Source organism: Desulforadius tongensis (assembly GCF_016907915.1).
In the GTDB taxonomy this organism is placed as follows: domain Bacteria; phylum Bacillota; class Desulfotomaculia; order Desulfotomaculales; family Desulfohalotomaculaceae; genus Desulforadius; species Desulforadius tongensis.
On sequence record NZ_JAFBCW010000046.1, the window covers coordinates 1 to 8,188 of the forward strand.

Annotated in this window: 7 protein-coding genes and 2 riboswitches; of the genes, 1 reads left to right on the plus strand and 6 read right to left on the minus strand. The window is 45.8% G+C overall.

What is annotated here, in order from left to right:
- Window positions 1-131 precede the first annotated feature (131 nt).
- From pruA to JOC37_RS12775, 3 genes are all read right to left on the minus strand, one after another.
- On the minus strand, window positions 132-1,676 hold the full coding sequence (gene pruA, locus JOC37_RS12765) for an L-glutamate gamma-semialdehyde dehydrogenase (protein ID WP_204619495.1): 1,545 nt from the start codon (window positions 1,674-1,676) through the stop codon (window positions 132-134).
- A 102-nt stretch (window positions 1,677-1,778) separates the two neighbouring features.
- Window positions 1,779-1,899: riboswitch (molybdenum cofactor riboswitch) on the minus strand.
- 25 nt (window positions 1,900-1,924) lie between these two features.
- A complete protein-coding gene (locus JOC37_RS12770) occupies window positions 1,925-2,320 on the minus strand; it encodes a hypothetical protein (protein ID WP_204619496.1) in 396 nt (131 codons plus the stop codon).
- Window positions 2,314-2,433, minus strand: a riboswitch (molybdenum cofactor riboswitch). Its footprint overlaps the gene before it by 7 nt.
- 69 nt (window positions 2,434-2,502) lie before the next feature.
- The gene (locus JOC37_RS12775) at window positions 2,503-2,784 is read right to left on the minus strand and encodes a hypothetical protein (protein ID WP_204619498.1); all 282 of its coding nucleotides are present in this window, start codon (window positions 2,782-2,784) and stop codon (window positions 2,503-2,505) included.
- Window positions 2,785-2,966: 182 nt separating this feature from the next.
- On the opposite strand from JOC37_RS12775, the gene JOC37_RS12780 reads away from it, so the two are divergent.
- Complete coding sequence (locus JOC37_RS12780) at window positions 2,967-4,052, plus strand: polysaccharide deacetylase family protein (protein WP_204619500.1); 1,086 nt, start codon at window positions 2,967-2,969, stop codon at window positions 4,050-4,052.
- A gap of 14 nt (window positions 4,053-4,066) precedes the next feature.
- On the opposite strand, the gene JOC37_RS12785 is transcribed toward JOC37_RS12780, so the two are convergent.
- The 3 genes from JOC37_RS12785 to pepF form a co-directional block, all read right to left on the minus strand.
- A complete protein-coding gene (locus JOC37_RS12785; RefSeq protein WP_238480922.1) occupies window positions 4,067-5,362 on the minus strand; it encodes a stalk domain-containing protein in 1,296 nt (431 codons plus the stop codon).
- A gap of 270 nt (window positions 5,363-5,632) precedes the next feature.
- Window positions 5,633-5,938: a hypothetical protein gene (locus tag JOC37_RS12790; protein WP_204619502.1), complete on the minus strand. Its 306-nt coding sequence runs from the start codon at window positions 5,936-5,938 to the stop codon at window positions 5,633-5,635.
- Window positions 5,939-6,062: 124 nt separating this feature from the next.
- Window positions 6,063-7,847 (minus strand): oligoendopeptidase F, encoded by a 1,785-nt coding sequence (pepF, locus tag JOC37_RS12795; protein ID WP_204619503.1) that lies wholly within the window; start codon window positions 7,845-7,847, stop codon window positions 6,063-6,065.
- Between the last annotated feature and the right edge of the window lie 341 nt (window positions 7,848-8,188).

Genomic DNA, 8,188 nt, shown 5'->3' on the forward strand with positions numbered 1-8,188 from the left:
GGACACCCTTGCCTTAAGCTAACGTTTACTGCTACCTTCAACGTTCGGGACTTTCACCCTATAGACATTGCCCATGCCGGGCACACATAAAAAAAGTCCGACTGCACTATGCAGCCGAACTTTTTTACCCGTTAAAATTTTTCAGAAATAAGCTTGGCCTGGGTAAACAGCAGCAAATAATCCCTGCCCCCCGCTTTAGAATCGGTGCCGGACATATTAAACCCGCCAAAGGGATGTACCCCTACCAGTGCACCGGTGCACTTTCGGTTAAAATAAAGGTTCCCCACATGAAAATCCCTGGCCTTTTCTATTTTGACGCGGTCTGTGGCAAACACTGAACCGGTAAGACCGTACTCCGTGTTATTGGCAATTTCCAAAGCCTGGTCAAAATCCCCTGCTTTAATAAAAGCTAACACCGGGCCAAAAATTTCCTCCTGGGCAATTACAGCGTTGGGGGATACATCACCAAATATTGTGGGCTGTACAAAATAACCGCCCATATTCTCCATGGTCTCTCCACCCAGCAGTAGAGTACCTTCTTTTTTACCCGTTTCAATATACGACTTAATTCTCTGCAATGAGTTATTATCAATAACCGGACCTAAATTACAATTATCCTTCGCCGGGCCAATGGTAAGGTCCTTAGTTTTTTGTATTACCAAATCAACCACCCGGTCATAAACGTCTTCTACAACTATTGCCCGGGAGCAGGCCGAACACTTCTGGCCCTGGAACCCAAAGGCCGAGGCAACAATGTTGTTGGCTGCAAGCTCCAGGTCAGCACTGCTGTCAACAATAATGGCATCTTTTCCTCCCATTTCCGCCACCACTCTCTTAATGGCCTTCTGGCCGGGCACAACTTTAGCTGCCAGCTCATTAATCCTCAGTCCCACTTCCTTAGAACCGGTAAAATTAATAAAGCGGGTTTTAGGACTGCTGACAAGAAAATCTCCTATGCTGCCGCCGCTGCCGGGCAGATAATTAACCACACCCTCCGGCACACCGGCCTGGTGCAGTATTTCCATAAACTTGGCCGCAACCACGGGGGTGTTGCTGGCCGGTTTAAGAACAACCGTATTGCCTGCCACAATGGCTGCCGCCGTCATCCCGGCCATAATGGCCAGCGGGAAATTCCACGGCGGTATAATTACACCCACTCCCAAAGGAATATAAATTAACTCGTTATTTTCGCCGGCTATTCTCGTCAAAGGCTGCGGCCCGGCCAACCGGCACATTTCCCGGCCGTAAAATTCCAAAAAGTCAATCGCTTCCGCCGTATCTGCATCTGCTTCAGCCCAGTTTTTGCCTGCTTCGTAAACCAACCAAGCGGATAGTTCGTTTTTTCTGCTTCTCATTATGGCAGCAGCCTTAAAGAGGCAATTTGCCCTTGCCTCCGCTCTTACTTTAGACCAGTGAACAAAGGCTTTTTCCGCACTGTCAAGGGCAAGCTGCGCCTCTTTTGTGGCAGCTTTGGCTGTATAGCCAACAACTTGTTCATTAGATGAAGGGTTAAATGAAACTATCTCTTCTTCTGTTTTCACTTCTCTGCCATCAATAATGAGCGGGTAGTATTTTCCAAACTGCCGTTCCACTACTGCCAGGGCCTGCTTGAAGTTTTCCGCCACCACTTGATCTTTAAAGTTTTGCAGCGGTTCATTAACAAATTCTTTCATCATCCTTTCGTCACCCCACATTAAATTTTTTGCAGCAATAATAATAATAAAGGACCAGAAAGCACCCCCGAAAAAGGCAGCACTAACCAGCCCTATATACAAACAGTCCAGTAATAATGCTCTCCTTTCCAAGGGGGGGAGGCCAACCGGTTTCCCGGTTAACCCTACCGGCCCCAGCACCATGGAGTATATCTTTAGGTACTGCGGCTCGGAGAACAAACTTGTCCCAAAATAATGCTGTACTGGATAATTTATTCTATAAAAGGTAAAATAGTCCTTTTAATTAATTTATAATTTCCCCCGTTATTTTGCACCACATATAAACCGGGCCGCGGATATAACGAGCTTTGCAGGTAATTGCCCAACAGGAAATTAACCACCTGCTGCCGTTTTTGAACTATATTTACTCCCGGTGGGTAATAAAAAGATACCGTAATGGCTCCTTTCTGCCTGCCGTATTCCCTTCGTAATAAAACACCCTTATCTGCCAGGTCAGAAAACTGAAAATACATGTCAAAAACCCTGTCAATAAAATTTCCCAGTGCTTCGGCAATATCCCTTATCTCATTTTCCCCTTCACTATAAAAACCGACTGCTTCTCCGGGACAAAAGGTAACCAATAGTTTTCCAACTTTTTTACCCCACAAATTTGTTTCCTCCTTTCCAAACGGGAGGCCAGCCCGTTTCCAGGCTGACCCTATCGGCCTGTAATCCATAATGCAGCCATCTTAGGTTTACAAGCTCGGAGGTATTTTGTTTATTCTACACCTCTTCCGGTAATTTGTTCAAGAAAAAAACATCGCCCCCTGCCAAGGCGATGTTCGATACATTAATTAATCACTTCAATGTCCACATATTCCGTATGACTGCAGCCTTCATCGTCACATTGGAAAGCATAGCACAAAAAATCCTCTACGCTGTCAAACATTCTGCCGTCTTTCTCCCTGGTGACAGCTTTTTCACGCCCGTCATAATGAAAATTTTCCGGCGAACCGGAAACGGGGTAAGCACGAAAATCCAATCTCCCATCTCCTACCTTTTCCAGGTACCGCTGAAAATCATCTAAAGCACGAAATCTAATGCGTGAACCTCGTCCCGGCAGATTATTCATAAGTAACCCTCCCAACACCAGGTTAACCCGGTTCGTTATTTGCTTTTAGTTTTTGTCCTTTTCTTATACTTTGTCCAAAATTTTAAACTTTAAATATTGTGTGTTAACCTGGGCTATCCGGTATAAATGACGCATATATTTTTCACAGTAACCTGGTAAATTAGAAAGGAGATATTTTTTCGGTGCACCGGGGATTGGTTTTGCTTTCTATAACGGTACTGCAAATAGTCAGTTGTTTTATAACCGCTGCCGTACCGGCGGCGGAAATCAGCATGGGTGAAGCCGCCGCCCGTTATCCGGGTATTGTTTTTTTAAATGGCAAAAGTGAACTGAAAGTGGCTTTAACTTTTGATGATATTCCGGATCCCTATTATACTCCTGCCATATTAGATATTTTAAACCAAAAAAATGTACAGGCAACATTTTTTGTGATTGGAAACAAAGCCCGTAATTACCCGGAAATAATAAAACGCATAGTGGATGAAGGGCACTGCCTGGCCAACCACTCCTGGGATCACCCCTATCTGCCCCGGCTGAGCGCCCGGGACATTCAGGATCAAATAGTCAGCACCGGCAGCTTGCTGTTTAACATTACCGGAAGCCGCACCGAGTTCTTCCGTCCACCATACGGAGCAATGAATGATATGGTTATAACCGCCGCTAACCGGTTGGGCTACAAAATAGTGCTGTGGTCCGTTGATTCCAACGACTGGAAGGGATACCCACCGGAAAGGGTGCTGCAGAACATATTGGGGGCAGTTAAACCCGGGGCCATTATATTACAGCACTGCGGCAATGACGGTACACTTAAAAGCCTGGATACCCTGATCGACACACTGCGCCAGCGGGGATATGATCTGGTTACGATACCCCAATTACTGCAGTTAGAAAGTAATCCCCAGAAAGTAATTCACCTGGTTGTAAACGGGCGGGAATTAACAGCCCCGGTTTCTCCTTACTTGACCGATTCCAATCGAACAATGGTGCCGCTGGAATCAACAATTAAACTCTTGGGCTGCGAAATAAAAACAGCGCGGGGGGACACAATTATCGCCGTCATACAAAATCATATCACGGTGGAATTTTACAATAACTCGGCCCATATTTATCGTCCCGGAAACACCAGGCTCTCTAAAATAATTATGGAAGAACCTGTGGCGGTGAAGCAAAATAATGTCATGGTGCCGGTACGGTCTTTGGCCAAAATCATGGGCTTGGAACTGGTTTGGCATGGGAAAACTAAAACTGTAATACTAACCCAGCCTTAACAGTGATATAAAAACTATTTTAAACTGCTGCTAAACTGCAGCGCCTTCACCCAATAATCATGGATTATACTTTGTCCATAGGTTATGCCCGGAACAGCCCAGCGGCCGTTCAACCCCTGCCAAGTGGGAGCGGATCCCCGGGCTACCAGGTTAAACCGTGGGTCGTAAAGCACTTTGCCCGGCGGCAGCGGCTTATCAGTGGCATAGGCATACAAATGCTGTATATGGGCTTCAACTCCAATTTCCGGCGAGGCAAAAACAGCCCCGTGCACGCCGGGTATAAAACTAACAGCGGCAGGGTCTGCTCCGTTATACGATTCTTCACCGGTCAGGGGCGCTCCTGTGGCCCACAACCCGCAGTAGTTATTTTGAAAAGGCTGAACACTGCCGGTAAACTGCCAGTAATGGGTTTCTTTAGCCGCCTGGCAAAAAGCCAGGTCCCCCCGGATGCCGTACTGGGCTCCTATACGAATATACAGCTCGGCCAAATCGGGAATGGGGATAAATTCTCGATTTAACTGCTCCATTTTTTTTCGTATGCGCGGTGTTTCCGAAGCCAGCCAGGCTCGCAGCTGATCGGCGGTGGCCACAGCTTCCCCCTGAATAGTAATACCGGCCGTTTCCCATACCGTTCCCCCGGGTAATACTACTTCCGTGTCATATCTGCTTAACAGTGCACTAAACTTTTGAAACTGCTCTATTTGCTCGCTGCTGAAGCTTGATGGATCTCTGTTGAGAAGTTCCTCGGAATTGATTACCGTCCCGTCCAACAAGCGCAGGTTAGTCCTGTACCGGGCCAACTGATTTAATAAACTATTTAAATTAGAGTCATCTTTTCCCGGTTTTTTATCATCACTGCCGGGGATGGGAATAAAGGACACTATATCTGAACTTATTTCTACGGTACCACTGTTTCCCTGCCAGTTAACCTTGCAGCCCAGTGTTTCCCCCACCAACCGCAGGGGTACCACCGTGCGCCCCTTAGCGGTGATAAATGGTTTTCCGTAACCGGCAGGAATATCTGCAATCTTACCGTTTACAACAATCTGCACCTCATTTTGCAGCCCCGGCAAAGGGCGGTGAACGGTATCTAAACTGCCGGTGGTAGCTATAATTACCTGCCTGGTTTTTGGATCCCACTTTACCCGGGCCCCCAGGTTTTCACTTATCACCCGCAGCGGGACATAGGTTCTGCCGTTAAGAACAAATGCCTGCTGATCCCCGGCGGGTATGGCCACCTGTTGATTATTAATAATTATTCTTACTCCGGAGCCCGCTGCCGCTTCCGCCGGCAGAGTACTTGTCAGCAATAACCCGGTACAAAAAAAAGATACCAGTAAATTGTTTAATTTAGTTAAGCGTAAAATGTGTTATCATCCTTTCGTTTACCAGTTGCTTAATTATTTAATTAAGTTTTATGGCTGCTACCACATAATGTTATAGTAGAATATTACCAGTATACTGTCAATAAAACAAGAAAGACCAACTCTAAAAATGTTGGTCTTCAATTTATATCATTTCACTTACAAAGCACTGTTTTCCAGCGCATGTTCCCGGCTGGGAAAGCAGCATAATGCTTTTTAAGGCAGCCACTTGAGCCACCAGGGCTTTTTGCGGGGCTTTTTAATTTCATTTTTGCTGAAAGTTGACCACCTGGCAGCCTGCACAGCCGTTTTTTTATTTTCTTTTTCCACCGGTTTAATAATCTCTTGACTGGAAAGCAGCTGAAATTCAGTATCAAAAAATTCATCAATGCTTAAAGGAACCCAGCCGCTGTTAAAACACTGTTTTTGCACAGCATTTTGAATGTAGCTGTCATATTCTTTTAACAATTGCAGCAATAGATCAGGTTTAACTTTTTCAGGTAGTTCATTTAATATCGGCAACTTTTATCCTTCCCTTCTTTAAGATCACATATATTTTCTCATATCTTGGGCTTTTTGGAATACTAAATCTAAACAAAATTATGGAAACACCTGAAAAAAATGGGGCTCAAGATGAGCCCCGTACTTACCGGTTATCTGTTAAGTTTTCCATTTCCTCTAACAAGCGGGCAAATAAATCCAGCGTATCCTGTACCGGCTGTGCAGACGTCATATCCACCCCGGCCTTTTTCAACAGGTTAAGCGGGTAGTCTGAACCACCGCTTTTTAGAAATTCTATATACCGCTTAACGGCCGGCTCTCCCTCTTCAACAATTTTTTGACTTAAAAAAGTGGCGGCAGATATTCCGGTGGCATATTTGTAGACATAAAAAGCATTATAGAAATGGGGAATCCGCGCCCATTCCAAATCTATTTCTTTATCCACAACCATTTCCGGGCCATAGTAATCTACATTTAACCGGTGGTATATTTCACTTAAAAGTTCGGCGGTCAGCGCTTCCCCGTCCTCTGCCTTTTGATGAATAATTTTCTCAAACTCGGCAAACATCACCTGGCGAATTAATGTACCTCTTATCTGCTCCAGGTAATGGTTTATTAAGTACAGTTTTTTTTCTTTATCGGTCACTGTATTCAGCAGGTGCTTCATCAGCAGAGCCTCATTTACCGTGGAGGCAACCTCTGCTGTAAAGATGGAATAATGGGCATTTACATACGGCTGCTCTTTATAAGAATAGTAGGAATGCATGGCATGGCCCATTTCGTGAGCCAGGGTAAATACACTGTGCAGGTTATCCTGGTAATTCATTAAAATATACGGGTGCACACCGTAAGGTCCCCAGGAGTAAGCCCCGCTGGTTTTACCTTTTCTTTCGTACACATCCACCCAGCCGGAATTAAATCCCTCGGTCATAGTGTTAACATAATCTTCCCCCAGAGGAGCCAGCGCTTCTTTCACCAGCTCCACCGCCTCCGGATAAGGAATTTCCCAGTGCACATCTTTGACCAGGGGAGCATAAACGTCATACATGTGCAGTTCATCAACACCCAGCAGTTTTTTACGCAATGCCATGTAGCGGTGCATCAGCCCCAGGTTGCTGCGCACTGTTTCAATCAGGTTGTCGTAAACCTCCGGAGGAACATTATCCGCAAACAGGGCTGCACTGAGAGCCGATTCATGCTTACGCACCCCGGCCAGGAAAATATCTTTTTTAACACTGGAACTAAGGGTGGCGGCAAAGGTATTTTTATGGCTGTCATAACTTCCGTATAAAGCTTTAAAAGCATCCTCACGCACCCGCCGGCTGCTGCTGAACATAAACTTTTGATAACTGCCGTGGGTAACCGCCACTTCTTTTCCCTGTTCATCCTTAATATTGGGAAAGGTCATATCGGCATTGTTGAGCATGCGGAAAATTTTGCCCGGGGCCTGGTTTATTTCACTGGACCGGGCAATGATTTGTTCTTCCGCCTCAGAAAGAACATGGGGCTTTTCCCTGATCAGTTCATCTAAAAAGAAACTGTAGGCTGCCAATCCCGGCTCCTGCCGGCGGTAGCTTTGTAAAGTTTCAACGGGCATGGCCAGGATTTCCGGCACGATAAAGGCTGTGGCAGCATGCACCTTGGCACTTAAACCGGCTGCCCGGTCCTTTAACGCCTGGTAAGCGGCGTCGGTGTTATCTTCATCCTGCCGCATGCTGGCATAAGTATAAACTTTTTCATTCAGCATCTGCAGCCGTTCATTGGCTGCTAACGTCTCTAAAAGGGTTTGAGCCGACTGACCCACCTTTCCCCGGCAGCCTGCCACTTCCTGCAATAATCTTTCTACCTGTTTAAAGTCCTTTTCCCACAAATCGTCGCTGGCGTAAATATCCTCTAATTTCCATTTATACCCTTTGTCATTACCGGCCATTGTTTGTACATCTCCTCTGACTATAGTTTCATTTTTCACGGCAGTGACTGCTAAAACTGCAAAAACCAAACCTGTCGCCGCTGCTATTGTTAAGATTACTGCTTTTTTGTCAATATTTCCTGCCTCCCCAACGGATGTTATTTATTAAAAAGTATGCCCATATCCCGCCGTTACAACTAAAAAACCGCTCAATACTGATAAGAACGGCAGTATATCGAAACCTGTTGAAAGTATTATCCACCGGACAATCGAGTAGGAGGGAGTGATTAACTCCCGTCCTCTCACACCACCGTACGTACCGTTCGGTATACGGCGGTTCATGTTGTGGAACGAAGTTCATC

What these genes read in the sequence shown, in the direction of transcription:
- pruA (WP_204619495.1), bottom strand. Translation starts at nt 1,676, where the DNA reads ATGATGAAAGAATTTGTTAATGAACCGCTGCAAAACTTTAAAGATCAA.
- JOC37_RS12775 (WP_204619498.1), bottom strand. Translation starts at nt 2,784, where the DNA reads ATGAATAATCTGCCGGGACGAGGTTCACGCATTAGATTTCGTGCTTTA.
- pepF (WP_204619503.1), bottom strand. Translation starts at nt 7,847, where the DNA reads ATGGCCGGTAATGACAAAGGGTATAAATGGAAATTAGAGGATATTTAC.